Annotated in this window: 24 protein-coding genes and 1 tRNA gene; 9 read left to right on the top strand and 16 right to left on the bottom strand. The window is 66.3% G+C overall.

Annotated elements, in window-relative coordinates:
• Positions 1-49: 49 nt before the first annotated feature.
• A tRNA-Arg gene (locus A5658_RS00390) sits at positions 50-122 on the top strand.
• 58 nt (positions 123-180) lie between these two features.
• Here A5658_RS00390 and A5658_RS00385 read toward each other — a convergent pair.
• Both A5658_RS00385 and A5658_RS00380 read right to left on the bottom strand, forming a co-directional pair.
• Positions 181-576, bottom strand: a complete 396-nt coding sequence (locus tag A5658_RS00385; protein WP_369830461.1) for a DUF2834 domain-containing protein — start codon at positions 574-576, stop codon at positions 181-183.
• A 274-nt stretch (positions 577-850) separates the two neighbouring features.
• Complete coding sequence (locus A5658_RS00380) at positions 851-1,111, bottom strand: hypothetical protein (protein ID WP_156751176.1); 261 nt, start codon at positions 1,109-1,111, stop codon at positions 851-853.
• Positions 1,112-1,235: 124 nt separating this feature from the next.
• Here A5658_RS00380 and A5658_RS00375 point away from each other — a divergent pair, with 124 nt between their 5' ends.
• On the top strand, positions 1,236-2,132 hold the full coding sequence (locus tag A5658_RS00375) for a PE-PPE domain-containing protein (RefSeq protein ID WP_067329420.1): 897 nt from the start codon (positions 1,236-1,238) through the stop codon (positions 2,130-2,132).
• On the opposite strand, the gene A5658_RS00370 is transcribed toward A5658_RS00375, so the two are convergent.
• From A5658_RS00370 to A5658_RS00340, 7 genes are all read right to left on the bottom strand, one after another.
• Positions 2,129-2,434: a DUF732 domain-containing protein gene (locus tag A5658_RS00370; RefSeq protein WP_067329537.1), complete on the bottom strand. Its 306-nt coding sequence runs from the start codon at positions 2,432-2,434 to the stop codon at positions 2,129-2,131. The two genes, A5658_RS00375 and A5658_RS00370, sit on opposite strands and share 4 nt — an antisense overlap.
• A gap of 161 nt (positions 2,435-2,595) precedes the next feature.
• Positions 2,596-2,943, bottom strand: a complete 348-nt coding sequence (locus tag A5658_RS00365; RefSeq protein ID WP_067329533.1) for a DUF732 domain-containing protein — start codon at positions 2,941-2,943, stop codon at positions 2,596-2,598.
• A gap of 123 nt (positions 2,944-3,066) precedes the next feature.
• On the bottom strand, positions 3,067-3,417 hold the full coding sequence (locus A5658_RS00360; protein ID WP_067329416.1) for a hypothetical protein: 351 nt from the start codon (positions 3,415-3,417) through the stop codon (positions 3,067-3,069).
• Between the two features lie 100 nt (positions 3,418-3,517).
• Positions 3,518-6,154: an FAD/NAD(P)-binding protein gene (locus A5658_RS00355; RefSeq protein ID WP_067329413.1), complete on the bottom strand. Its 2,637-nt coding sequence runs from the start codon at positions 6,152-6,154 to the stop codon at positions 3,518-3,520.
• 45 nt (positions 6,155-6,199) lie between these two features.
• A complete protein-coding gene (locus tag A5658_RS00350) occupies positions 6,200-6,673 on the bottom strand; it encodes a DUF4232 domain-containing protein (protein WP_197502999.1) in 474 nt (157 codons plus the stop codon).
• Positions 6,674-6,828: 155 nt separating this feature from the next.
• Positions 6,829-7,215, bottom strand: coding sequence for a DUF2237 family protein (locus A5658_RS00345; RefSeq protein WP_067329406.1), 387 nt, complete (start codon positions 7,213-7,215; stop codon positions 6,829-6,831).
• Positions 7,208-8,092 (bottom strand): LLM class flavin-dependent oxidoreductase, encoded by an 885-nt coding sequence (locus A5658_RS00340; RefSeq protein WP_067329403.1) that lies wholly within the window; start codon positions 8,090-8,092, stop codon positions 7,208-7,210. The genes A5658_RS00345 and A5658_RS00340 overlap by 8 nt, the downstream gene beginning before the upstream one ends.
• Before the next feature lie 76 nt (positions 8,093-8,168).
• On the opposite strand from A5658_RS00340, the gene A5658_RS00335 reads away from it, so the two are divergent.
• Positions 8,169-8,582 carry a VOC family protein gene (locus tag A5658_RS00335; protein WP_067329400.1) on the top strand — a complete coding sequence of 138 codons (414 nt, stop codon included), beginning with the start codon at positions 8,169-8,171 and terminating at the stop codon, positions 8,580-8,582.
• Between the two features lie 13 nt (positions 8,583-8,595).
• Positions 8,596-8,985, top strand: a complete 390-nt coding sequence (locus A5658_RS00330) for a VOC family protein (protein ID WP_067329530.1) — start codon at positions 8,596-8,598, stop codon at positions 8,983-8,985.
• On the opposite strand, the gene A5658_RS00325 is transcribed toward A5658_RS00330, so the two are convergent.
• From A5658_RS00325 to A5658_RS00305, 5 genes are all read right to left on the bottom strand, one after another.
• Positions 8,982-9,464, bottom strand: coding sequence for an RrF2 family transcriptional regulator (locus tag A5658_RS00325; protein WP_067329397.1), 483 nt, complete (start codon positions 9,462-9,464; stop codon positions 8,982-8,984). The two genes, A5658_RS00330 and A5658_RS00325, sit on opposite strands and share 4 nt — an antisense overlap.
• 28 nt (positions 9,465-9,492) lie before the next feature.
• Positions 9,493-10,221 (bottom strand): 3'(2'),5'-bisphosphate nucleotidase CysQ, encoded by a 729-nt coding sequence (locus tag A5658_RS00320; protein WP_067329393.1) that lies wholly within the window; start codon positions 10,219-10,221, stop codon positions 9,493-9,495.
• Positions 10,218-12,071: an adenylyl-sulfate kinase gene (cysC, locus tag A5658_RS00315; protein WP_067329390.1), complete on the bottom strand. Its 1,854-nt coding sequence runs from the start codon at positions 12,069-12,071 to the stop codon at positions 10,218-10,220. The genes A5658_RS00320 and cysC overlap by 4 nt, the downstream gene beginning before the upstream one ends.
• Positions 12,071-12,994, bottom strand: coding sequence for a sulfate adenylyltransferase subunit CysD (gene cysD / locus A5658_RS00310; protein WP_067329387.1), 924 nt, complete (start codon positions 12,992-12,994; stop codon positions 12,071-12,073). Before cysD ends, cysC begins: the two co-directional genes overlap by 1 nt.
• Before the next feature lie 194 nt (positions 12,995-13,188).
• On the bottom strand, positions 13,189-13,680 hold the full coding sequence (locus A5658_RS00305) for a carbonic anhydrase (protein ID WP_067329384.1): 492 nt from the start codon (positions 13,678-13,680) through the stop codon (positions 13,189-13,191).
• Positions 13,681-13,783: 103 nt separating this feature from the next.
• Between A5658_RS00305 and A5658_RS00300 the strand changes: the two genes are divergently transcribed.
• The 5 genes from A5658_RS00300 (at position 13,784) to A5658_RS00280 (ending at position 20,587) form a co-directional block, all read left to right on the top strand.
• Positions 13,784-14,761: an ABC transporter permease gene (locus A5658_RS00300; protein WP_067329381.1), complete on the top strand. Its 978-nt coding sequence runs from the start codon at positions 13,784-13,786 to the stop codon at positions 14,759-14,761.
• Positions 14,758-15,642, top strand: a complete 885-nt coding sequence (locus A5658_RS00295; RefSeq protein WP_067329378.1) for an ABC transporter permease — start codon at positions 14,758-14,760, stop codon at positions 15,640-15,642. The genes A5658_RS00300 and A5658_RS00295 overlap by 4 nt, the downstream gene beginning before the upstream one ends.
• Positions 15,639-17,474, top strand: a complete 1,836-nt coding sequence (locus A5658_RS00290) for an ABC transporter ATP-binding protein (protein ID WP_067329375.1) — start codon at positions 15,639-15,641, stop codon at positions 17,472-17,474. Before A5658_RS00295 ends, A5658_RS00290 begins: the two co-directional genes overlap by 4 nt.
• Entirely contained in the window at positions 17,467-19,125 is a 1,659-nt protein-coding gene (locus A5658_RS00285; RefSeq protein ID WP_067329372.1) for an ABC transporter family substrate-binding protein, read from the top strand. Before A5658_RS00290 ends, A5658_RS00285 begins: the two co-directional genes overlap by 8 nt.
• A 94-nt stretch (positions 19,126-19,219) precedes the next feature.
• Positions 19,220-20,587, top strand: a complete 1,368-nt coding sequence (locus A5658_RS00280) for a cytochrome P450 (RefSeq protein ID WP_067329369.1) — start codon at positions 19,220-19,222, stop codon at positions 20,585-20,587.
• A 286-nt stretch (positions 20,588-20,873) separates the two neighbouring features.
• Here A5658_RS00280 and A5658_RS00275 read toward each other — a convergent pair whose 3' ends face one another.
• Together A5658_RS00275 and A5658_RS00270 are read right to left on the bottom strand one after the other, a co-directional pair.
• A complete protein-coding gene (locus A5658_RS00275; RefSeq protein ID WP_067329366.1) occupies positions 20,874-23,486 on the bottom strand; it encodes an ATP-binding protein in 2,613 nt (870 codons plus the stop codon).
• The gene (locus A5658_RS00270) at positions 23,483-24,646 is read right to left on the bottom strand and encodes an exonuclease SbcCD subunit D (RefSeq protein WP_067329364.1); all 1,164 of its coding nucleotides are present in this window, start codon (positions 24,644-24,646) and stop codon (positions 23,483-23,485) included. The genes A5658_RS00275 and A5658_RS00270 overlap by 4 nt, the downstream gene beginning before the upstream one ends.
• Between the last annotated feature and the right edge of the window lie 33 nt (positions 24,647-24,679).

Raw genomic sequence — 24,679 nt, 5'->3', positions numbered from 1 at the left:
GTGATGCGTTAGTCTGTCGTGGCCCTTTGGCGCAGCATTTCTCGCGTGCGCCCCCGTAGCTCAGGGGATAGAGCGTCTGCCTCCGGAGCAGAAGGCCGCAGGTTCGAATCCTGCCGGGGGCACGCTCTCACCAGGCATTTCCCGAACCCGTGCAAGCCACGTGCGATTAGTGCCCCGATGTCAACCCATATCAACCCAGGTCGTGAGAGCTAGAGCCCCAACGCTGGACACGATCAAGAGCATCACATCGAGTGGGCGAAGGCGCGGAGGTTCCGCGGCGCCGATCCGAATCTCGCGAGCGATAAGGAACAGCGGAACCGTCACGCTTATGGCGATGAAGACCCCGCCGATGATGTAGAGCCAGACGAATCGCACTCCGTGCTTCCTGGCTTCGAACACCATGAGGATGACGACGGACATGCTCAGCATCAGCGCGTCGGCGGTGATGTTGCGCGAGGCAGCATTGACTCTGGTGTCCTGCCAGAAGGTGCCGAAGAAGGCGGCGCCGCTGTGTGTGTATGCGACGGTCTGGCTCCATGTCGCGACTAGCGCCAGAAGCGCGATCAGCGTGTACACGCCGCACAACACTTTGCGGGCGAGGGGCATTGATGCGGGTTGAACCGTCTCGCTAGTTGTCATGGCCACACGGTAGGGGAACACAAAACCGGTGGCCGCAGGATTGACCCAACACCATTGGCAGTTCAGAAAATATCTTCTCGGGCAGCTCCATTTTGGGGCAACGGGCCGTCGGGCAGCGGCTCAGAACGCTTGTCCCGCAGCACTTCGCCGCAGGACGTCGATCCTTCGACGACGCTTGCGCGAGCTTTCCGACTGCCGGCTTAGCCCGCGTTCACTCGTCGAGGTAACGGACGTGGTCGTCATCGTAGTCCGGCCGTGGGCCGAAGTTCGTGCTGGGATCGATCAGAGAATGCGGCGACGCCGGCGAGCTGTAGGGACTCCATTGGGGGTCCATGCGCGGGTCGATGCGGCCGTTCCGCATTTGTCGGAAAACCCAATATGAGAACAGCACGAAAAGCGCGACGACGGCCACGAATGCGACGCCAGCCGCGATCGAGGTCGTCACGTCGGACACGGCGGCATTCATCTGCACGTTCGAATCCTGCCTGGGCACTTAGGTTCTCGCATTCTGGAACGTATTTCTGGCACAGTTGGAAGGGTACGCGTCCCTGCCGCGTCCTAGCGGTTCGAGCGCATTCGACCGTCAAGGAGGACAAATGGCTCAGCACGTGGTGATGACCGTCAGCGGAACCGGCACCAATATGTGGGACCAGACCCCGCCGCAGCCGGCCGCCGTCGCGAACGGTCTGCCAGGTGTGGCCACCGGAAACAGCGGGCCGTTCTTTTGGCAGCCCGTGGGAAACTACCCCGCCGCCTACTTTCCGATGGGTCCGTCGGTCGAGGACGGCGTCCAGGAACTCATCCGACTCGTCAACGACGTGTATCCGCCGGGAAATCCCGTGGGCCAGGGCATCATCCTGTTGGGCTACAGCCAGGGCGCGATCGTCGTCTCGCACTTCATGAGAGATCACGTGGTCAACCCGCTCGGGCAATGCCATAACCGCTGGCCAGACATCGTCGCGGTGGCCACGTGGGGAAACCCTTGCAGAGGACCAGGATTCGCGTCGGGCAACGATTTCGCGGGCTGGCCGGATCCAGCCCCGGTGGACGGCGTGATCACCGGTGGCATCGCCGGCCCTGACGACCTCATGCCTGCGGTCTATGCACCAGTCAGCAAAACGGTCAACCACTACTGGGGAGAATTCGTCAACACGATCGGCAACGGAAATGACCTGTACGCCGACTGTCCGGTCGGAAGCAATCCGTGGACGGGCGAAGCCCCGACCGGGGTGGTCGAGACAAACATCTACAACATCGTCCAGAACGTCACCCCGGCCGACATTTTCCAGATCATTCTCGAGGTCGTTGGCGTCATCGCCACGTTGGGGCTTGAACTCATCCCGATCATCGAGGCCATTATCAACGGCGGCTTGTTCCTGCAGGCCGGACCTGGCGCGCCCCACTACACGTACGACATTGGCCCGATTACCAATTTCGTTGCGTTAGCCGGATCCGAGACCCAACCGTACGGAGCCGGCGCTAGCAACCTCTAGCAGTGAGCGGCCCAGCACCTCTGGTTAGGGCAGTACACCTGACGCGCGATGTTGACCATGGCGCCGACGTCGTGCACGGAGATGTTATCCGGGTCCAAGTTGGCGTGGACGTGGTTGGCAATTTGTTGTGGCGTCCAACCCCAACCGAGGTCGTCGCAGATGAGCAACGCCGTCCCGATGAGCGCTCCCTCGTGGCCCGGCGGCCACGTCAGGCCGGCGCCGCGAAGTTGATCGAGGTATGAGTCAGCGAGGGGATCCGCGGTCGCGGCCGGAGTCCCGGTGACTAGAGCGGCGCCGATCAGCGCGGGAACGGCCAAGGTCATCAGCCACCGAGGTGAACGCATATTCGGGCCTTTCGTCGCGCCGAGGACAGGTGCGGTGAGTGTGCGCGCCCAAAGCGGCAGAAAGATGAAAAATCGGCGAAAGCTGGGCGAACCTATTCGCGGTCGCCGGGCCAACAGACTCAGCAGTGGGCGGCCCAGCACCTCTGGGTCGGGCAGTAGGTCGCGTGCGCGAGGTTCACCATGCCCGCAGCCTGTGAGTAGTGCACGCCTTGTCCACTGACAGTGGCGTGGATGTCTTGGGCGATTCGGTCTGGCGTCCAACCCCATCCAAGGTCCTGGCAGATGAGGCCTGCCATCTCCACCAGTGACGGTTCATGCCCCTGCGGCCAGCTGAAGCCCATGTCTTTCAGCTCCGCGAGGTAGCCGTCGTCGCGGGAATCAGCGCTCGCCGTCGCAGAGCCGGTGAGCAGAGCGCCGACGACGACCGCGGGAACGGTCAGGGTCGTCAGCCAGCGAGGTGAACGCATCTGATGGGGGCCTTTCGTCGTGCCGAGGACGGTGACAAAAGTATGCGTGTCCACAGCGGCGCGACGCCGTAAAGAAGCCCATATGCAGGGCAAATACCTACGCTGCTCGGCAAATACCTATCTTTATTGGCTGCAGCCACCAGGCCCTGCGGGCACCGGTCCCTGCTGCGGCGGGACGAACAGGCCCGGCGGCGGTGGCGGCTTGACGCACTGGACGATGACCAGCGCGGCCGTCCCCGGGGCACCGCGGTTGATGGCGCGCCAGTAGGAGCCGTCGTCGTAGGGAACGCCGTCGCAGGATGGCTCGGCCGGCGACATCATGTCGACCGTTCCGCCGCCCGGGCAGTAGTGGGCCCCAAGGTCCGGCTTGTGTGGGTCAGCAGGCGGAGGGGGTGGAGCCGCGTGGCCCACGGGGGCGGTCAGCAAGGCGGCTGCGGTCAGCGCGAGCATCATCGCGTGCTTCATGGTCGGCATCCTGTCAGAGTGTCATCGCGGTCTGGCTGTGTCATTATCCGCACATAGCCTCTGTGTTGCTACTTCGCGACTTGGTGCGTTGTTCTCGGCCGACCAGCGACTAGTTCACCGCTCCACGGGTCACCTGCGGCCCGGGCGAGGCGCGATGCCGTGACAGCAGCCGCGCCGCCTGACCGGGAGCGCCGAGTTGCAGCATCGCGGCCAACGCGGTTTCGAGAATCACCTCTTGTTGCACGCGGCTGCCGCCGATAGAGGCAAGCCCGCCAAGCGATTCCAGGAGGTAGTCCAGGGCCAAACGTGGCTCGCCCGCTATCAACGCAATCAGTCCTTCGCCGATGAGGCGCAACGTCGTCTGCTGCGCATCGGTGGCGCCCGGCACGTGCATCGCCCGGATGGCCGCGGGATCATTCGCCGCGGCCAGCACCAGCAGCGCGTGGAACGCGATGAACGCCGTCTGCGGCGTATAAGCAAGTGCGCCAGCCTCGTTGAGCACCTTCATCGGGTCGGGCGGCGTCACCCAGTCCGGGTGCAGGCGGGCCCGCCAGGCGAGCGAGCCGGCGTCGACCAGGCAGCGCACGCCGTTCGAATGCGGCGGCGCGAGTGTGGCGTTGTAGCGGCGCGCGGCGGCGGCCGCATCGCCCATCGCCAATTCGTGTAGCGCGGCGTGCCATTGGAAGTGAGGAACGTAGCGCTGGGTGCTGCCGTCGGTGGGGATCCAGTCGGTCAGCCATTTCAGCCCGGCACCGTGTGCATCGGTCTCGTAGTGCACATGCGACAGCGCATGCGCGGCGTTGCCATTTCCCGGGTCGAGTTCCATTGCGGCATCGGCCAAGTCGGCGGCGTCGTACCAGAGCCCCTGCTCGGTTCGCCCGTAGGCGCGCAAGCCGAGGTACCACGGCGCCTCGCCGTGGACACCGGTGAACTTCTCGACGTATTGCCATGCGTCCGGCAGCGCATCGCCGGCGCCTGCGAACGCGATCGACGGCGCGAGGACCAACAACGCGACCGCGTCGTCCGGAATCCGTTCGAGGTGGTCGATGAGTGCATCGGTGCCGGCCTCGTTGCCCTTTTCGCACCAGGTCGCGATGGCTTCGACGTGGCTTCGGTCGTCGTCGCTGCCGTGTGCCAGCGCCGCGCGTGCTCGGGTGAGGTGGCCGGTGACGGCGTCGGGTCCGCCTGCGCGGTCAGGTCTTTCGGTCGCGATCATGGCCAGCGCGACGTGTGCGCGGGCGTGGTTCGGGTCTTCGGCGACGGCGGCCGCGAACGCGGTCGACGCACCGTCCTGGACGGCAAGCAGGCGGCGCACGCCCTCGGCGTACGACGCTGCGGCACCGGTCAATTGCGGCTTGGCCGCGATGAGACTGGGTGCCCGTCGCGCCGGCCGCTCGGGGACGCCGTCGGCGAGAAGCTTCGCGATAGCTGCTGCCTGAGCGCGGATTTCCGGAATGGCGGTGGTTTCCCATTCCTGGCCCTGTCGAATGGCGCCGATGCAGACGATATTGGGGACCAGGCTTCCGGCTGCGTCGATCAGGTAGCCGTCGGGGGTGAGCCGAACCCCCACCCCGCACGGGTGCAGCGACGCGACCTCTGCCGCAAGCAAATTCGCCCACAGCGGCGAATCGTGCAGCGAACGCCGGTCCCAGGCCGCGCCGGTGGCAACCACGACCGCGTCACCGCGACGGCGGACGGATCCGTCGCTGGTTGTCACCACCAACTCGACGCCCTTGCGCCGCAACGACACATCGGCGACCTCGCCCGCCTCGATAACGAGTTGCCCGCCGTCGATCGCCTCGTCGATCGCGTCGGCGACGGTCGGCGGCATCCGGTGTCGCAGCACCTCCCAGTCGCGCAAATCCTCGCGGAGGAAACGGCGTTGGTCCTCCCACCCCAACGACTGCCACAGTCGCGCCGTGCGTGGACGGATCGCGTCGATCACCTGTCGCCAGTCCCTGCCCGCGTCACGGGCGGCCACGAGGTCGGCGGCGAGCGCTTCACGCATCTGCTCCAGCGAAACGTCGCCGCGCAGCGCGTCGAGATGCGGCAACTCCGTGGGCGCACCCGTCACCCGGAACCGGCGTGGTATCGCGCCATGCCGCGAGAGCAGGGTGACGGTCGCGCCCCGCGCGGTGAGATGCAGCGCGACATCGACACCGGTGAGCCCCGATCCGATCACCAGCACGCTGTCCGGCCGCCTCGAGCCCAGAGCGTCCAAAGCGCCGGGTGCCCACGGGTCCAATACGATCCGGCCGTCGGCGCCGTCGGCCAGTACCGGGGCGAAGGCACGTTCCAATGAGTCGGGCAGGCTGTTTTGCGGTCGGCCGGACGCGAGTACCACTGCGTCGGCGGACAATTCACGACCATCGTTGAGCACCAACCGAACCGGGGCACCCGGGTTTAACCCGACGACTTCGGCCGTCTCGATACGCACGTCGGCCGCGGCGAGTTGCTCTCGCAGATAACGGCCATACGCCAGCCGCGGTGCGAAGCTGTCAGCCGGTGCCACGGCTCGCTGGTCGAGCCAACGGGCGAAATGGTCGGGATCATCGGGCCAGGCCGACATTCGCGACGCGGGCACATTCAGCAGATGCGTCGGGTCGTTGGTGCCATAGGCCGCCCCGTTGCCGGGACGCCCCGACGCATCGATCAGCGTGATCTGGGCGTCGGGCTTGCTGCGGCGCAAGTGCACCGCCGCAAGAACTCCGGCGGCTCCGCCGCCGACGATCGCGACCCGCATCATTGCGGAAGGTTATCGCTCAAAGCCGACATTCCAACGGGATTCGAGCTAATCCACGTTGCTGATCGTCGCGTGGCAGATCGGCAGCGCGACGGGCAGCGTATGGGCGACCGAATCACCGGGCGCGGTGACCACCAGGGTGCCTTCACGCGGGCATGGATTTCCCGAGCCGTTGACGTCCAGCGCCGACGACTGGACGGTCGCTGTCGCGGTGTCACCCGGGTTGAGGTGCAGCAGGTGCGACGCCAACGCCGGCTCCCTGTCGACATGAACCAACACACCCCCGGCGGCGGTGACCAGATTCGCATCGGGATAGCCGACCAGCGTGCATTGGGCCGACGACGTGTTGGTGAAGGTCACGACCACGTGGCGCAGGGTATTGGCGGGTTCGACGGGCCCGCTGGTGACCGAGAGGCCGGCGCCAGAGCAACTGCCAGGGGTAGCGGCCGGGGCCGGCGTCGGGGCACCGCCGCCGCCGCCGCCGTCGTTCGGCGGGCCCCCAGCATATGCGGATGGCGCCATGCCAATTGCGGTGGCGGCGAACACTATTGCGGCAACAGACGTCCCTGACGGTTTCATGATTCTCCAATTGCTTATGGCATTGGGATGCCGTGAAACTATTCATTTTTGGGACACTGCAGTTAATAGTAGGCGATATTATGCACGTGTATCAATAACTACAGGCTGCCCAGATCGTCGGGCACATCGACGGCGTTCTCCTGCAGGGCCTCGAGCGGCACGACGTCGAGAGTTCGCTCGTGCGTGGACGCCAATACCACCGGGGCAGCGACACCGTCACGATATGCCAGCAGCCAGTTGTTCGCGGTCACACACCAGCGATCACCTGGCACCAGGCCGGGAAACCTGAACTGCGGCATGGGCGTTGACAAGTTGTTGCCGATCGAGCGTTGGTGCTGCAGGAATTCGGCGGTCACCACCGCGCAAATCGTGTGCAGGCCAATGTCTTCCGGCCCACTGGAGCAGCAGCCATCGCGGTAGAAGCCGGTGAGCGGCTCGCTACTGCACGGCTCCAACGGGCCGCCCAGAACATTGCGCTCAGACATCGATCGCCTTCACCAGATCGGCCGCCCGCCGCAGTTGGTCGAGATCGGCACTCGTTGGAATGAGTTGAACTTCGTCGGTGCCGACGGCCGCGAATTCGCGCAATACCGCTGCCAGATCGTCCTCGCTACCGGCGAATCCGGTGGTAGGCGCCATCGCGTCGATGTATTCGGCAGGTATCCAGTTCATATAGCGCCGCAAATGCCGGTGCACCTGCGCGCGGGCGTCGTCAACGGATCCCAACGCGAACCAGAACGACGTGGCGAGGTGCGGCTTGGGCTTGCCAGCCTCGGCCCACGCCTGGCGCGCGACGTCGAACAGCTCGTTCTGCTTGGCGACGTCGAGATCCAGCGTGGTTCCGGCCAGGCCGTCGGCCCACGCCGCCGCGCTGCGCAACGTCTTGGGCCCGAGGGTCCCGACCAGCAGCGGCGGCCCACCGGCTTGCACCGGCAGCGGTCCCACCGGCAGCGTCGACTCGGTGACCTTCTCGCCGGCCCACACCCGTTGCATCACCGCGACCCGCTCGGCCATCCCGCGGATGCTCTGCGTCGACGGGTCCGCGCCGGCCGCGACATAGTCTTCGACGCGTCCGCCGACGCCAAGGCCAACCGTGAGCCGGCCGCGGCTCACCATGTCGCCGGTGGCCAACGCTTTGGCCAGCATTACCGGGTCGTGCAGCTGCGGCACGATCACCGTCGTCACCAGTCGCACCCGATCGGTCCAGGCCGCCAGCGCACCCATCAACGTCAAGGTTTCCGGGTTGTCGAAGGCCATCCGCTCGCCCCAACACAACGACGAGAACGGGCCGTCGTCGATCGTGCGCGCCCAATCCCTCAATATGGCGGCGTCCAAATCCGGCTCCATGACCGGCATGGTCATCGCTATCTGCACGATCGCGATTCTGGCACGCGGACCACCCTGTTCCGGTTGCTATCGACGTGGCAGCATCATCGGGATGGCCATCACCGCCAACTCGATCGCTCACGTGCGGCTTACCGTCACCGACATCGAACGATCGCGGCAGTTCTACGAAACCGTGTTCGGTTGGCCTGTTCTGATCGAGGTCCCCGACAACGCCGACGACGCGACCCGGGAGCAACTCGGGTTTCTGTTCGGCGGTGTCATCTACGACCTGGGCGGTGCGCTGATCGGGCTGCGGCCAGTGGCCACCGACCGCTTCCACGAAGACCGCGCCGGGCTGGACCACATCGCTTTCAGGGTCGCCGACAGGTCCGGATTAGACTCCGCCGCAGCGCATCTCGACGACCTCGGGATCGCCCACGAGCCGGTCAAGGACATCGGCCCGTCCTACATTCTGGAGTTTCGCGACCCGGACAACGTCGCCTTGGAGTTGACCGCGCCCAAGTAGACTGGTGGGCACGATGCCTATCGAGTTCAACCACACCATCGTCGCGGCATGCGACAAGCGAGAATCTGCCGAGTTCCTCTGCGAGCTGTTCGGCCTAGCGGACCCCAAGCCGTTCGGGCATTTCATGGCCGTCACCCTGGAACACGGCGCCAGCCTCGACTACGCCGACGTGGCCGACGGCGAGGAGGTTCGTCCGCAGCACTACGCGTTTCTGGTCTCCGAAGACGACTTCGACGCGATCTACGGCAAGATCTCCTCGCGCGGCCTGCAGCATTGGGCCGACCCCGCCGGTCGACGGCCCGGGGAGATCAACACCAATGACGGCGGGCGCGGCGTCTACTTCCGCGACCCCGCGGGCCACTATCTGGAGATCCTCACGCGGCCCTACGGCTCGGGCAGCTAACTGGCGCTCCGCGGACCGCGGCGCAGGGTCTCCTGGTCGCGGTAGTCGTCGGCTAGTCGACTGACGTGGTCGGGCAACGCCCCGGCCGCGACGTCGGCCAGGGTGGTCTGCTCCAGCACCGAACGCATGCTGGCGCGCAGCGCCCGCCAGACATCGGTCAGCGCCGCGGTCGGTCCGGAGTAGGGCAGGTCGCCCAGCCCGATGTCGCGGACGCTGGCCAGCGGGCCGTCGATGCAGCGCAACACGTCGGCGATGCTGATCTCGGTTCCGGGACGAGATAATTCGTATCCACCGTCGCGCCCGCGGTGGCTGCGTACGAGGTGATCGGAGCGCAGCGCGGACAGGATGTCGACCAGAAACTGCGGTGGGATTCCCTGCGCGTTGGCCAGATCGTCGGTGGTGACGCGGACGCCGTCGTCGACGGTGGCCAGCTCGACCATCGCCCGCACCGCGTATTCCGCCTTCGCCGACATCCGCATGGAATGCGATTCTCCCACCGCAACGGCCTCAGCTCGTGACCGCCAGCACCGCGTCGGCGTATTCCGGGCGGCACACCACCAGGTCGGGCAGTTTCGGGTCGGCCCGGTTGTACTGCAACGGCGACCCGTCGATGCGAGAAGTATGCAGGCCAGCGGCACGGGCGACAGCGACCGGCGCGGCCGAATCCCACTCGTACTGGCCGCCGGCGTGTACGTACACATCAGCCAAACCTTGGATGACGGCGGCGACTTTCGCCCCCGCCGAACCCATCTCGACCAGCGTGCCGTTCAGCTGATCGCGCACCTGCAACGCGATGGCCGGGGGGCGGGTGCGGGAGACGACGATCCGCGGGTCGCCGGAATGCTCCGGCGGCGGTGTGGGATCGGGGGTGGCCAACGTGATCCTCTGCGCCGGAAGCGCGACCGCGCCGGCCACCAGCGCACCTGACTGCCACAGCGCGACGTGTACGGCCCAGTCCTCGCGACCGAGCTCGGAGAATTCCCGGGTGCCGTCCAATGGATCGACGATCCACACCCGCTGCGCGCTCAACCGAACCGGGTCGTCGATGCCCTCCTCTGACAGCACCGCGTCGTCCGGGCGTTCGCGCGCCAGCGCCTCCATCAGGTAGTCGTGAGACCGCTTGTCGCCCGCGGCTTTTCGCTCCGCTTCGGTCGCGTCGGCGAGCTCCTCCCGGACCGCCAGCAGCAGTCGGCCCGCCTCGGTCGCCAAATGCGCGGCCACCTCGTGATCGGTCACTTCCGGCCCTCGATCAGCTCGACGACTTGGTCTGCGAGCTCGTCGACGCTGCGGTCGGGCACGAGTCGCAGGTCCGGGTTCTTCGGTCGCTGGTAGGGGCTGTCGATTCCGGTGAAATGCGTGATCTCACCCGCCCGTGCCTTGGCGTAGAGGCCCTTGGGGTCTCGCCGTTCGCAGTCCTCGAGCGGGGTGTCACAGAAGATCTCGATGAAGTCGAGCCCGCTCTCCGCGTGAATCCCGCGGGCCAGCTCGCGATGCTCTTCCAGTGGGCTGATCGCCGGCACCAGCACCGTGTGGCCGGAGTCCGCGATCAGCGCCGCCACGTGGGCCAGACGCCGCAGGTTCTCGGCCCGGTCCGCCATGCTGAAGCCCAGGTCGGCGTTGAGGCCATGCCGCAAGTTGTCTCCGTCGAGAACATAAGCGGGAACACCCTTTTCGAGTAGCTTCCGCTCGACGAGCATCGCCACCGACGACTTACCCGAAGCCGACAGGCCGGTGAACCACAGCGTGCGGCCCCGCGACATGCGGTCCTCGGCGGTCACCAACGAGCTGTGCCGCACGGTGTTGGGGCTCGCCGTCTGCGCGGTGGCCTCACGCAGCACCATGCCCGCGGCAACCGTCCCGTTGGTGTGCGGGTCGATCAGGATGAACGACCCGGTGCTGGCGTTGCGGGTGTACTCGTCGAGCAGCAGCGGCACCTGGGACCGTAACGAAACCCGGCCAAGTTCGTTGAGCTGCAACGCCGTTGCATCCTTGTCGCGGCGCAGCGTGTTGACATCGAGCCGGTATTCCAGCGCCTTGACCCTGACCCGGGTGGTCCGGGTGGTGTGCTTGATCAGGTAGTCGCGGCCCTCTTCCAGCGCCGACGCGTCGGCCATCCAGCACACGGTCGCGTCGAAATCCTGGGTGACCCGCGGCGCGTTGGCCGGCCGGGCGATCATGTCGCCCCGCGAGATGTCGATGTCGTCGGCCAGGCTCACCGAGACGGCCATCGGCGGGAACGCTTCTTCCACTGGGCCATTGGGCCCTTCGATCGCGGTGATGCGACTGGGCTTTCCGGTCGGCAGCACCACCACCTCGTCGCCCGGACGCATCACGCCGCTGGCCACCGTCCCCGCGTAGCTGCGGTGATCCTGGTGGTCGTGGGTCTGCGGACGGATGACGTACTGCACCGGGAACCGGACGTCGACGAGGTTGCGGTCGGCCGCGACATACACCTCTTCGAGGTGCGACAGCAGCGAGGGCCCGTCGTACCACGGCGTGTGCTCGGACTTGCTGACCACGTTGTCGCCGTGCAGCGCCGACATCGGGATGGTCAGCACATCTTTGACGTCGAGGCGGGTGGCGAAGGCGTAGAACTCGTCGCGAATCGCCTCGAAAGCTGCCTTGTCCCAGTCGATCAGGTCCATCTTGTTGACGGCGAGCACGATGTGCTCGATGCCCAGCAGCGACGCCAGGAAGGTGTGCCGGCGGGACTGCTCGAGCAGGCCGTGACGGGCGTCGACGAGCACGATCGCCAACTGCGCGGTCGATGCCCCGGTCACCATGTTGCGGGTGTACTGGATATGCCCGGGGGTGTCGGCGATGATGAATTTCCGCTTGGGCGTGGCGAAGTAGCGGTATGCCACGTCGATCGTGATGCCCTGTTCCCGCTCGGCGCGCAGGCCGTCGGTCACCAGGGACAGGTCGGTGTATTCGTGGCCGCGGTCTTTGGAGGTGCGCTCCACCGAGGCCCACTGGTCGTCCATGACGGCCTTGGAGTCGTACAGCAGCCGCCCGATCAGCGTGGACTTGCCGTCGTCGACCGAGCCCGCAGTTGCTATGCGCAGCAACGTCGTTGGTCCACTCATCAGAAGTACCCCTGCCTCTTGCGGTCTTCCATTCCAGCTTCGGAGATTCGGTCGTCGGCCCTGGTGGCGCCGCGTTCGGTCAGTCGCGACACGGCCGTCTCGGCGACGACCTCGGCGACGGTGGCGGCGGTCGATTCCACGCAGCCGGTGCAGGTGACGTCGCCGACGGTGCGGAACCGGACCGTCTTTTCGACCACCTTCTCGTCGGCCCGTGGCTGCAGGTGCCGGTCGACCGCCAGCAACATCCCGTCGCGCTCGAAGACTTTCCGCTTGTGCGCGTAGTAGATCGACGGCAGCTTGATCTTCTCGGCGCCGATGTAGGACCAGATGTCGAACTCGGTCCAGTTCGACAGCGGGAACACGCGGATGTGCTCGCCCTTGTGGTGGCGCCCGTTGTAGATGTTCCACAGCTCGGGCCGCTGTGCCTTGGGGTCCCATTGGCCGAACTCGTCGCGGAAGCTGAACACTCGCTCCTTGGCGCGGGCCTTCTCCTCGTCGCGGCGGGCGCCGCCGAATGCGGCGTCGAACTTGTTCTCCCGGATTGCGCGCAGCAGCGTCACGGTCTGCAGCGGGTTGCGCGACGGGATGGTCTCGACCACCCGGCCCGCGTCGATGTCGTCCTGGACCTTGGCGATCACCAGCCGCACCCCGGTCTCGGAGACCAGCTCGTCGCGGGCGGCGATCACCTCGTCGAAGTTGTGACCGGTGTCGACGTGCATCACCGGAAACGGCAGGCGGCCGGGGCGGAAGGCCTTCAGCGCCAGATGCAGCATCACGATCGAGTCCTTGCCGCCGGAGAACAGCAGCACCGGACGCTCGAACTCTGCGGCCACCTCGCGGATGATGTGGATCGCCTCGGCCTCCAGCGAGCGCAGATGGCTCAGCTCGTACTGCCCGGCAGCGGGCGCCTCTTGGGTGGTCATCAGCCTCCCCGATTCTGGGTAAAGTGGGTAGATTTGGTCAGGTTTATAAACATTACCGAGTATGAAACCAGGCTGACAGTCTGCTGTCAATCAATTCGGTCAGGACGACGCCAACGTCCGTCGACGGTGCAGCTAATTAGCGTTTTTGCGGCCCATTTGCGGGCATAACCCACACACTCGGCGCATACACCGCCCTAGCCGGTGACCTCGTCGAGCTTTCCGGTGGCGACGTCGAAGATGAATCCGCGCGCCGACGTGTGCTTGGTGACGAACGGGCTGTTCTCGATGCGGCGCAACGACTGGCGGACGTCTTCGGCGAGCTCGGGGAACGCTTCGGCCGCCCACGGCGGCTTGACGCCGGTCTCGTCTTGGATCGCGCGCTTGAAGTCGTCGTCGGTGAACGTCAGCATGCCGCAGTCGGTGTGGTGAATCAGGATGATCTCGGTGGTGCCCAGCAGTCGCTGGCTGATGGCCAGCGACCGGATCGCGTCGTCAGTGACCACCCCGCCGGCATTGCGGATGACGTGCGCTTCGCCTTCGTGGATGCCGAGCGCGCGGTAGACGTCGATGCGGGCGTCCATGCAGGCCAGCACGGCGATGTGTTTGCTCGGCGGCAGCGGCAGCGGGCCGTGGAAGGACTTCGCGTAGTCGGCGTTGTTGGCCAGGTAGCCATCGGTGACCGTCACCTCCTCTACGCTACGACGCGACGGGCGTCCGATCACCGGTCCGAATCAATCGGATCGCAATCTCTTAGTCTGGGCGGATGCGACAGGGGCGAGGCCGGTAGGCATGACCCGGTTTCTGGCGCGTCGGCTGCTGAACTATGTGGTGCTGTTGGCGCTGGCCTCGTTTTTGACGTTCTGCCTGACGTCGGTGGCGTTCTCGCCGCTGGAAAGCCTGATGCAGCGCAGCCCGCGACCACCGCAGGCCGTGATCGACGCGAAGGCCGCGCAACTGGGCCTGAACAAGGCCATCCCGCTGCGCTATGCCGACTGGGCGTCGCACGCGGTGCGCGGCGACTTCGGCGCGACGATCACCGGTCAACCGGTGTCGGGTGAGCTGTGGCGCCGGATCGGGGTCAGCCTGCGGCTGCTGCTGATCGGGTCGGTCGCCGGAACGATCATCGGTGTGGTGCTCGGCGCTTGGGGGGCGATCCGGCAGTACCGGATCAGCGACCGCGTCATCACGATGCTGTCGCTGCTGGTTTTGTCGGCCCCGACCTTCGTGATCGCCAACCTGCTCATCTTGGCGGCGCTGCGCGTGAACTGGGCGCTCGGCTGGCAGCTGTTCCAATACACCGGTGAAACTTCGCCCGCCTTGATCGACGGCGCTGCGGCGCGATTCGTGGATCGCTTGCAGCACTTGGCTTTACCTACGCTGACGCTGACACTGGGCACCGCGGCCGGGTTCAGTCGTTATCAGCGCAACGCGATGCTCGACGTGCTCGGCCAGGATTTCATCCGCACCGCCCGCGCCAAAGGCCTGAGCCGCCGCCGCGCCCTGGTCAAGCACGGCCTGCGGACGGCGCTGATCCCGTTGGCGACGCTATTCGCTTACGGCGTAGCCGGTTTGGTGACCGGGGCGGTGTTCGTCGAGAAGATCTTCGGCTGGCATGGCATGGGCGAATGGATGGTCCAGGGGGTGGCCACCCAGGACACCAACATCGTCGCGGCAATCACGGTGTTCGCCGGCGCGGTCGTGCTGCTGGCCGGGCTGCTGTCTGACTTCATCTACGCCGCACTCGATCCCAGGGTCCGGGTGTCATGACGGTCATTGCAGCGGCTCCCGAGTTCGCATCCCGACGGACGTTGGTGCTGCGCCGCTTCCTGCGTCGCCGCTCGGCGGTGGCCTCACTGCTGGTGCTGCTGGTGTTGTTCGTCGGCTGCTACGGACTGCCGTCGTTTCTCCCCTACTCCTACAGCGACCTCGACTTCAACGCGCTGCTGCAGCCGCCGAATGCGCGACATTGGTTGGGCACCAACGCCCTTGGCCAGGATCTGCTGGCCCAGACGCTGCGGGGTATGCAGAAGTCGATGCTGATTGGGGTGTTCGTGGCGGTCATCTCCACCGCTATCGCCGCGACCGTGGGATCGGTCTCCGGTTACTTTGGGGGTTTGCGCGATCGCGTGCTGATGTGGTTCGTCGACCTGATGCTGGTGGTGCCCGCATTCCTGTTGATCATGATCCTGACGCCGCGCACCAAGGGCTCCGGCAACATCGTCGCGCTGGTGCTACTGCTGGCAGGCTTCGGGTGGATGGTGAGCTCGCGAATGGTCCGTGGCATGACGATGAGCCTGCGTGAGCGTGAATTCATCCGCGCGGCAAGGTATATGGGAGTGCCCAGCGGCCGGATCATCACCCATCACGTGGTGCCGAATGTGGCGTCGATCCTGATCATCGATGCGGCCCTGAATGTCGCCGTCGCGATCCTGGCCGAGACCGGGCTGAGCTTCCTCGGCTTCGGCATTCAGCCCCCGGACGTGTCGCTGGGCACGCTGATCGCCGACGGCACCCAGTCGGCGACGACGTTCCCGTGGGTCTTCCTGTTTCCAGCCGGCGTGCTGGTGCTGATCCTGGTGTGCGCCAACGTGACCGGTGACGGGCTACGCGACGCGCTCGATCCGGCTTCCCGGGGTGGGCGCCCGTGAGCCGGCTACTGGACGTCCGCAACCTTGCGGTCAGCTTCCCCACCGACGGGCCGCCACTGAAAGCGGTGCGCGGCATCGATTTTCACGTCGATGCCGGTGAGGTGGTGGCGATAGTCGGCGAATCCGGTTCGGGCAAGTCGACAGCGGCGATGGCAGCGGTGTCACTGCTACCCGAGTACGCCGACGTCCGAGGTTCGGTGCGGTTGCAGGGCAACGAGCTGATCGGCCTGCCCGACCGCGCCATGTCGCGGCATCGCGGCAACACGATCGGCATGGTGTTCCAGGACCCGATGTCGGCGCTCACGCCGGTCTACACGGTCGGCGATCAGATCGCCGAGGCCATTGAAGTGCACCAGCCGCGCACCGGAAAACACGCCGCCCGTCGCCGCGCGGTCGAGTTGCTGGAGCTGGTCGGCATCAAGCAGCCCCAGGAGCGTGCGCGTGCGTTCCCGCACGAGCTGTCCGGCGGCGAGCGGCAGCGCGTCGTCATCGCGATCGCGATCGCCAACGACCCGGACCTGTTGATCTGCGACGAGCCGACCACAGCGCTCGACGTCACCGTGCAGGCGCAGATCCTCGAGGTGCTCAAGACCGCGCGCGACGTGACCGGCGCCGGGGTGCTGCTGATCACGCACGACCTGGGCGTGGTGGGCGAATTCGCGGACCGTGCCCTGGTGATGTACGCCGGCCGGATCGTCGAGTCGGCCGCCGTCAACGACGTCTACCGTGATCGCCGAATGCCTTACACGGTCGGGCTTTTGGGCTCGGTCCCGCGGCTTGACGCACCGCAGGGCGCCAGGCTGGTGCCGATCCCGGGCGCTCCCCCATCGCTGACCGACTTGGAGCCGGGCTGCCCTTTCGCGCCACGCTGCCCGCTGGTCGTCGACGAGTGTCGTGCGGCCGAGCCGCCGCTGGCGCCCGTTGCCCCCAACCACGACGCGGCTTGTATCCGCACCGATCACGTCGTCGGTCGCAGTGCCGCAGATGTTTACGGGGTTAGCACGGAAGCGAAAGCTTCGGCGCCCGGCGAACCGACTGTCGTCGTGCGGGTTCGCGACTTGGTGAGGACCTTCCCCTTGACCAAGGGAGTGCTGTTTCGCCGCAGGGTCGGCGAAGTCCGCGCGGTCGACGGCATCAGCTTCGACCTGCACCAGGGGCGCACGCTGGGCATCGTCGGCGAGTCGGGTTCGGGCAAGTCGACGACGCTGAACGAGATCCTGGAGTTGGTTGCGCCGCAGTCGGGTTCGATCGAAGTGCTCGGCAACGACGTCGCCACGCTGAACTCGACGACGCGACGGGCGTTGCGACGCGACATTCAGGTGATCTTCCAAGATCCGGCGGCGGCGCTGGATCCGCGGCTTCCGGTCTTCGATCTGCTGGCTGAGCCGTTGCACGCCAACGGATTCAGCAAGGCCGAGACCCAGACGCGAGTCGCCGAGTTGCTCGACACCGTCGGGTTGCGGCGCGGCGATGCCAGCCGATATCCGGCGGAGTTCTCCGGTGGGCAGAAGCAGCGGATCGGGATCGCACGGGCGCTGGCGCTGCGGCCCAAGATCCTCGCGCTCGACGAGCCGGTCTCCGCGCTGGACGTGTCGATTCAGGCCGGCATTCTCAACCTGCTGCTCGATCTGCAGCAGGAACTTGGTCTGTCGTATCTGTTTGTGTCGCATAACCTGTCGGTGGTCAAGCATCTGGCGCACGACGTCGTGGTGATGCTGCACGGCGTGATCGTGGAGCAGGGTGACAGCGACGAGATCTTCAACCGGCCGCAACAGGAGTACACCCAGCGGCTGCTAGCAGCTGTGCCGCAACCGGATTCGGCCCATGGGTAAACGGCTCCTGGCTCTTACCTTCGCGGTCGGCCTGCTGGCCGGCTGCTCGTCGGGTGCCGACTACGTGCCCAGCGATCCAGCCACCGCCGTCGGCGCGACCAGCGACATCAATCCACAGAACCCGGCAACGCTGCGCGACGGCGGAGACCTGCGGCTGGCACTCACCGAATTCCCGTCCAATTTCAACACCCTGCACATCGACGGCAACTCCGCCGACGTCGGCGGGATGCTGAAGGCCACCATGCCGCGCGCGTTCGTGATCGGCCCGGACGGCTCCACCACCGTCGACACCGACTACTTCAGCAGCGTCGAACTCACCGGAACCAACCCGCAAGTCGTCACCTACACCATCAACCCGAAGGCGACCTGGTCCGACGGAACACCACTCAGCTGGGAGGACATCGCCAGCCAAATCCACGCCACCAGTGGGGCCGACAAGAACTTCGCGATCGCCGGCACCAACGGCAGCGAGCGGGTCAAGTCGGTGACCCGCGGCGTCAACGACCAGCAGGCCGTGATCACCTTCGCCAAGCCCTACGCGGAATGGCGCGGCATGTTCGCCGGCAACACCATGCTGCTGCCAAAGAAAATGACCGCCACCGCGGACGCGTTCAACAAGGCGCAGCTGTCCGGTCCGGGTCCGTCGGCCGGCCCGTTCGTCGTCTCCGCGCTCGACCGGACCAAGCAGCGAATTGTGTTGACCCGCAATCCGAAATGGTGGGGCGAGCGGCCACGGCTGGACAGCATCACCTTTCTCGTACTGGACGACTCCGCCCGACTGCCGGCGCTGCAGAACAAGGCGATCGACGCGACCGGCCTGGCCGGGCTGGACCAGATGACGATCGCCCGTCGCACGAAGGGCATTTCGATCCGTCGGGCGCCCACCCCAAGCTGGTATCACTTCACATTCAACGGCGCCAAGGGGTCAATACTCGCCGATCCCGCGTTGCGCCGCGCCATCGCCGAGGGCATCGACCGGCAGAGCATCGCCGCCGTCACGCAGCACGGGCTCAACAGCCATCCGGCGGCGTTGAACAACCACATCTACGTCGAAGGCCAACAGGGCTACCAGGACAACAGCGGGGTGGTGGCGTACAACCCGGAGAAGGCCAAGCTCGACCTCGACGCGCTCGGCTGGAAGCTCAACGGGCGGTTCCGCGAAAAAGACGGCAAGCAGTTGGTCGTGCGCGACCTGTTCTACGACGCGCAGACCAGCCGGCAGTTCGGGCTGATCGCGCAGCACAGCCTCGCCCAAATCGGGGTGAAACTCGAGCTGATGGCCAAGGCCGGCAGCGGATTCTTCACCAACTACATCAACGTCGGCTCGTTCGACATCGCCCAATTCGGCTGGATGGGCGACGCTTTCCCACTGTCCGCGCTCACCCAGATCTATGCGTCCACCGGGGAGAGCAACTTCGGCAAGATCGGCGGCCCCGAGATCGACGCGAAGATCGAGCAGACCCTCGAAGAGCTGGACCCGGCCAAGGCGCGAGTCCTGGCCAATGACGTCGACAAGCTCATCTGGGCAGAGGGTTTCAGCCTGCCGCTGGTCCAATCCCCCGGCAACGTCGCGGTCAACAGTTCATTGGCCAATTTCGGTGCGGCCGGGTTGGCCGATCTCGACTACACCGCAATCGGATTCATGCGCTGACGCATTATCAGACCCCACCGCCAATTAGACAGATGTCAGCAAATATGTCCAAAATCTTGCGATCTGCCAGGTGAGGCGGTAATTCTTGACGTTGATGACCGCGACGATTGATCGACTCGATGTTGACGCGCTTCCGCTTGCGCCGAAAAATCCGTTGCCCATTCTTCGGGTGCTGTCGGCGGGGCGGGCTTTGCACACCGGGCTGCCGCTGCTGAGCGAGGCTGGCGGGCCGGTGACCCGCTTCGTGCCGCTGCCGAAGTTCCTCGCCCCGGCCCTGGTGCTGGTCAGCTCGCCCAGCGGGGTGCGCGATGTGCTGGGACGCACGGACGGACTTACCGAGCGATGCCAGCTGCACCAGGAAATCCGAAACGTGGCGGGCGACAACCTCTTTGTGCTGCCCAACAAGGAATGGGCTCCGCGTAGACGGATGCTGCAGCCGGTGTTTACCAAGCAGAGCGTCGACAGTTTCGGCAGTCACATGACGCAGGCGGCACAAACGGCTGCCGATCACTGGCGTGAATTCGGTGACGTCGACCTCGACACTGAGTGCCGCCGATTGGCCATGCGGTCGCTCGGCCGCTCGATTTTCGGTGTCGACGTCAACGAGTTCGGTACTGAGATCGCGGCCAACCTGCACGTGGCATCGCGCTATGCGGCCGATCGTGGATTGCGGCCGGTGCGTGCGCCGTGGTGGCTGCCGACGCCGTCACGCCGTCGCGCTCGCGCCGCGGTTGCGGCGATGAAACGGGGCACCATGGCGATCCTGCAGGCCTGCCGCGCGGACACCACCCGCGATGCGCCGCTGGTTCGGGCGCTGATCGCGGCCACCGATCCGGACACCGGCCGGCCGCTGTCCGACGAGGACATCTGCAGCGAGCTGCTGATCTTCATGTTGTCGGGCCACGACACCACCGCGACAATGCTGACCTACGCGTTGTGGGAACTGGGACGCCATCCCGACATGCAGGACCGGGTCGCCGCCGAGGTTGCCGCGATCGGCGATCGAGAACTGACGCCGGCGGATGTCCCCCGGCTCGGATACACCACCCAGGTGATCAAGGAGTCGCTGCGACTGTGCCCGCCGGCCGCCGGGGTCGGCCGGGTGGCGCTGAGCGACCTCGCGGTAGACGGCTACCGAGTGGAGGCAGGCAGCATTGTGGCCGTCGCAATCAGTGCGCTGCATAGGGATCCGGCCTTGTGGGAGCGTCCGTCGGTCTTCGACCCCGATCGGTTCAGCCCGGAAAACTCCGCGAATCGCGATCGGTGGCAGTTCATTCCGTTCGCCGCCGGGCCGCGTTCGTGCATCGGTGAACACTTCGCGATGCTGGTGACGACGCTCGCGCTCGCCACCGTCGCCAGGTCGGTGCGGATCCGGTCTGTCAATGAGGATTTCCCGGTCGAATCGCCGTGCACCACCATTGCGAAGGGACCCATTCCGGCTCGGGTCGACGCGCGGGGGTAGACGGTCTGCTCTAGACGAGCAGGCGGGCAGCGCCCAATTCCGTTTGGACGTATCGCGCGTGGTGACCGCGGCACTGAGCAATCTCGGCAAGCGCTCCCACGTCATTCCCGGGGCCGCTAACAATTTCACGGACCTCATTGTCAGATACCTCATGCCGCGGCGATTGTCGGTCAAACTGTACGGCCGGCTCATTCATCGCGCACTCGATGACAGTGCCACGAGGGCGTGACTGCCTTGCTGAGGGGTGTTACGTTGTCGAAATTCTCGCCGGCCGTCGAGCCAACCCCTAGGCGCACAACTCAATCCGCTGCGCGTCCTTGACGCCGTCGTATCGGGCTGGCGTGCAGGTCAATACGATGACCTGGCCGCGCTCCCCCAGCGTGTCGAACACCGCGGCCATCTTGACCAGCCGTTCGGGATCGGTGAAGCCGAGCGCGTCGTCGATCAGGATCGGGACCGCGTCGTCCTTCGCGACCAAGGCCGCGCCGGCCAACCGGGCCAGGATTCCGAGTTGCTCCTTGGCCCCACCCGACAGCGACTCGTACGGAACGGTTCGGCCGTCGAGTGTCCGGTTTTGGATGCACAGGTCGCTGTCGACGTCGACTTCGAAGCTCTCGCCGAACACGGGTCGGCCAAGCCGCTGCAGTTCGGCGCGATACGGCTCGACATAGCGCAGCCGCGTGGTGTCCCGGTGCCGCGTCATCACCTCACGCAGCAACTGCACCGCTCGGGCCCGGCGCCCGACCCGGTCGTACTCGTCGCGAGCATGCTCGAGCTCGATCTCGGCTGCATCGAGCTTGCCCTTGCGCCCCTCGGTGCCGAAAACCGTGAGCTGGGCGGCGATCTCATGCAAAGTACGCGTGACATCGTCGTGACGCTGACGCAGTCCCTCGGCGGCCTCGACCGCATCGGCCAGCTCGGTGGCGACGGCCTCGGGCGCCTTCGCGGCCAACTGCTCAGCCAACTCGGCGACTCGGCTCGCAGCGGTAGCGGCCGCCTCCGTGTGGGCATCGACATCCGCGGTCAGCTTCTCGTCGGGAACGGCGGCACGCTGTTCGGCCAACCGGTCGGCGACGATAAACAGCTCGGCTCGCTGCGTCACCAGCTTGTCCTGCACGCGCGTGGCCTGCGCGGTGATCTCGGTGAGCTTGCTCATCGCCAGCGCCGCAACCTTGCGGTGCGTCTCACAGTCGACCTCGGCCTGCGCGCGAGCGGCGACCGCCTCGAGGAGCTCGGCGCGCGCGGCCCCAGCATCGACATCGCCGGAAAGAGCTGGCAATTCCTGCAATTCGGCCAATCGAGCCCGAAGCTGCTCGACGTCGTCATCGCCGGACAGGCCGCACAGAGTCGCGGTGAGCTGATCGCGGGTGCTCCGCAATTCGCGGCGCCGCTCATCGGCCTGGCGCGCCGCGGCCAGGTCGTCAACCCCAGCAGCCACCAACGCCGCGGCCAACTTCGCTTGCGCTGCAGCGTATTTTTCTTGAATGTCGAGCGCCGACGCTCCGGGTGTGACGCGGGAGGTCACAATGCCGGGAATCACGACCTCGGTGGCGGTGGTCGCGACCGTCGACCAGGTCTCGCCGGCCGGCAGCGACACACGCTGATCACCGACGACCAGTTCGACGTCGGCGGCGGCGACGAATTCGACTGTCGCCGAGATCAATGCGAGCTGCCCCTCGGCCCGATCGACCGCGGCGGCGGCTTGTTCGATCTGACGCAGCGAGTCGTCGGTCATGGCGATGGCCGACAGCTCCCGCGCCACCTCGTCGCGTTCGCTCACCGCGGCATCGATTTTCGCGAGCCTGGCGGTCAGCCGCTGCGTCTCTTCGCGGCGGGCCAGATCGTCGACAGCCTGTCGGGCGGTCTCGGCGCGTTCCCGGGCGGCGGCGAGAAGTTGATCGGACCGCTCGACCACGGCGTCGGCCTCGACCGTGACGTCGCGCGCGATCGCCTGGGCTTCGCCGACCTCACGGGCTTCCTCTTCCAGTGCCGCGACTGTGGCTGCGCGCGAGTCGTTTTCGTCACGCAGCCGAATCCGCTCGGCGAGGGCAACTGTTGACGCGGTGCTTGTCGCGGCCGCGGCCGCGGCAATCAGCTCGGCCTCCCTCAATTGCTCGGCGAGCCGGTCGATCTCGTCGGCGGCGGCTTGCGCGGCGGTCTGCCTCGACGCGGCGGCCTGCCGCTGCTCCACCAGTTCGGCCAGCTCAACCGTGAGCGCAGCGTGCCGCTGCACCCGGTCGTCGACCTCGGCGACCGCCGCGGCGCAACGCTCGACTTCCTGGTTGGCGGCCTCCAATGCCTTGATCGCGACCATCCATTCGCCGGTGGGACGGCCGGTCGAGGTGAAGTACCGGGCGTATTCCTTGTCGATCCGCTCGATCAGCAGCGGCTCGGTGCCCGACAACGCCGCCGTGTCACCGGCGGCGACGTCCAGTGCCCGGGTCAGCGCGTCGCAGCCGGACAGGCTTACCGCATCCGTCGAAGTGGCCTGCAAAACCCTTTGGGCATGCCATAATTCGGTGTCTACGGTCTCGGCCAGCATGGCCTGCACCCTGTCGTGGGCCTCGTCGCCGCTGTGCTGTTCGCGGCGCGGCTCCAGGACCGTCAGCTGGGTCTCGGGCCTTTTGTGGAATCGCTTGTGATAGATGAAACGGTAAGGGCCGGCGCTGATCTCGGCGGTGATCTCGGATCCGACGTCGGCGTGGGTCGGCTTGACCTGCTTGACTTCTTTCTTCGTCGAACGGTCCTTGGATTCCAGCAGCAGATCCAATGCCTCGACCATCGACGACTTGCCGATCTCGTTGGCGCCCGACACCACGACCACGCCGTGGTCGGGAAAGTCGATCTCGCGGTGGGCGATTCCGCGATAGTTCTTCAAGACCAATCGATGCAACTTCATGCCGCACCCCGGCCCTGCCGACCGTGGTCGGTCAGCCGCAACAACAAGGCCAGCGCTGCCTGCGCGTCACCCGCGGCGTCATCGTCGGCGCGGGCGGCCTTCATCAACTCCTCGACCGCGTCGGCGGCGAACCCGCCGATACCCAGGTCGCTGAATTCGCCGTCGGCCGGGATCACCGCGAGGTCGCTGTGGCTGTCCCACACCCGCAGCGACGCGAACAGCCGCGAATACTTGTCTAGGCAGGCGTCCAGCGCGGCGCGATTGGTGACGGTCAGCGAGCCAATCAGGGCCAGCCGCAACACGGTTCGATCCTTGTCGGGCATCAGGTCGAGGTTCATGTCCAGGTCGGCGATGTCGCGGCTGTTGTTCACGTCCCGGTTCAGCGTGCTGAACCGCCAGCGGCCGACGCGTGGGGAATCGACCGTCACGCGACGCTGCGGATCCGCCTCCTCGAGGTCGACGATCAGTACGTGGCCGGGATCGGCCTCGACATCGTCGTAGTTGGTGACCTCCGGCGAGCCGGAGTACCAGACCCGACCGGTGCTTCCCACGTCGGTGAGCGAATGCTTGTCGCCGAGCGCCACGTAGTGGATTGCCCCGCGCGCCAGCGCATCTTCGACGCCGGCCAGGCGGATCAGTGACGGCTTAGTCGGATCGGGGTCGAGCACGTCGACGCCGCCGTGGGCGACGAGCACCCGGGTGACCCCGTCGACCGGCACGCCTTCGAGCACCTCGGCAACCAGATCAGTGGTCGGCGCCTTGGACCGCCACGGCGCCGCGACGATCTGGAGCCCAGGCCGGACGTCGTGGACGCCGGCCCGATCGAGCACGTGCACGTTGGCCGGGCACTCGGCTCTGAACAGCGCGCTGGTGTACACCGAGGAGGCGTCCAGCGGGTCGTGGTTGCCGGGCAACAGGTAGACCGGAATCCCGATGGCGCGCATGGCTTCCAGTGACTGGCTGATGACCGCCGGAGCGAGCTGATTGTGCTCGAACACGTCGCCGGACACCACGACGAACTCCGCGCCGGCGTCGGCCGCCAGCGGGCCTAGCCCGGCCACCGCGTCACGCCGGGCCGCCGAGTAGCGCGGCTGCGCTTCGCCCGCCAGGAAGTGACGGGTCATGCCCAGTTGCCAGTCGGCGGTGTGCACGAATCGCATTGCGATGCCGTCCCTTCTACGTATGTCCGGCCA

It is taken from the genome of Mycobacterium sp. 1245111.1, from assembly GCF_001673405.1.
Taxonomy (GTDB): domain Bacteria; phylum Actinomycetota; class Actinomycetes; order Mycobacteriales; family Mycobacteriaceae; genus Mycobacterium.
Note: the sequence above shows the minus strand (reverse complement) of the source record. Positions and strands in the feature narration are given on the sequence as shown.